Below are 237 nucleotides of genomic sequence, written 5' to 3'. Positions count from 1 at the left end.
GGTATGAGTGTCGACTTTGGCGGTATTGGCAAAGAATATGCGGTCGATCGCACCGCGCAATTATTGGCTCTACGTTGGCCAAAAACGTCGGTGCTAGTCAATTTTGGTGGTGATATTGCTTGCCCTATTAGCAAGGATGATGGCTGGCAAGTGGGCATTGAAAATCCGCAGAAGCTTGATAACGCTGCAGCATTATTAACCATTCGCCAAGGTGCATTAGCCACCAGTGGCCATACC

The 237-nt window shown here is 48.9% G+C and carries 1 protein-coding gene; it reads left to right on the top strand.

Translation table 11 applies throughout. The features are described 5' to 3' along the window. Positions 1-237, top strand: a 237-nt coding sequence (locus tag AAEY78_RS14910; RefSeq protein ID WP_352340271.1) for an FAD:protein FMN transferase, incomplete at both ends; no start/stop codon positions are given.

This window comes from Psychrobacter sp. 16-MNA-CIBAN-0192 (genome assembly GCF_040309565.1).
In the GTDB taxonomy this organism is placed as follows: Bacteria; Pseudomonadota; Gammaproteobacteria; order Pseudomonadales; family Moraxellaceae; genus Psychrobacter.
This window is presented reverse-complemented; position numbering and strand designations above follow the sequence as displayed.